The sequence below is a fragment of the Kocuria aegyptia genome, assembly GCF_039530085.1.
GTDB classification, from domain to species: domain Bacteria; phylum Actinomycetota; class Actinomycetes; order Actinomycetales; family Micrococcaceae; genus Kocuria; species Kocuria aegyptia.
Genome location: NZ_BAAAOA010000048.1, coordinates 1 through 693, shown reverse-complemented (window position 1 = coordinate 693; position 693 = coordinate 1). Strand labels below are relative to the sequence as shown.

Below are 693 nucleotides of genomic sequence, written 5' to 3'. Positions count from 1 at the left end.
CCTCCCCGACGGTGACCAGCACCGAGACCGCCATGCAGCGTTCCCCGGCCGAGCCGTAGGCCGCCGAGACCGCCGCATCGGCGGCCCCGTCCAGGTCCGCGTCGGGCATGACCACCATGTGGTTCTTCGCCCCACCCAGGGCCTGGACCCGTTTGCCGTAGGCGGCGGAGGTCTCGTAGATGTATTTGGCGATCGGGGTGGACCCGACGAAGGACACCGCCTTGACCAGCGGGTTGGTCAGCAGCTCGTCCACGGCTTCCTTGTCCCCGTGCACCACGTTGAGCACCCCGTCCGGCAGCCCGGCCTCGGCGAAGGCCTCGGCGATCCACACCGAGGCCGAGGGGTCGCGTTCGGAGGGTTTGAGGATCACGGTGTTGCCGGCCGCGATCGCGGTGGTGATCATCCACAGCGGGACCATGGCGGGGAAGTTGAACGGGGTGATGCACGCGACCACCCCGACCGGCTGGCGGATCTGGTGCACATCGACCCCGGTGGCGGCCTGTTCCAGGAACTCGCCCTTCATGTGGTGCATCAGCCCCGCGCAGAACTGCACGTTCTCCAGCCCGCGGGCGATCTCCCCGGCCGCGTCCGAGAGGACCTTGCCGTGCTCGGCGGTGATGATCGCGGCCAGTTCCGGGGTGCGCTCACGGATGATGTTCTCGACCTTGAACATGATCGCCGTCCGTTTCGCCA

1 protein-coding gene is annotated in these 693 nt (G+C 68.4%); it reads right to left on the bottom strand.

Going from position 1 to position 693, the window contains the following annotated elements; genetic code table 11:
* Nucleotides 1–693: aldehyde dehydrogenase family protein (locus ABD220_RS17820; protein WP_344124838.1), on the bottom strand; the 693-nt coding region annotated here is incomplete at both ends.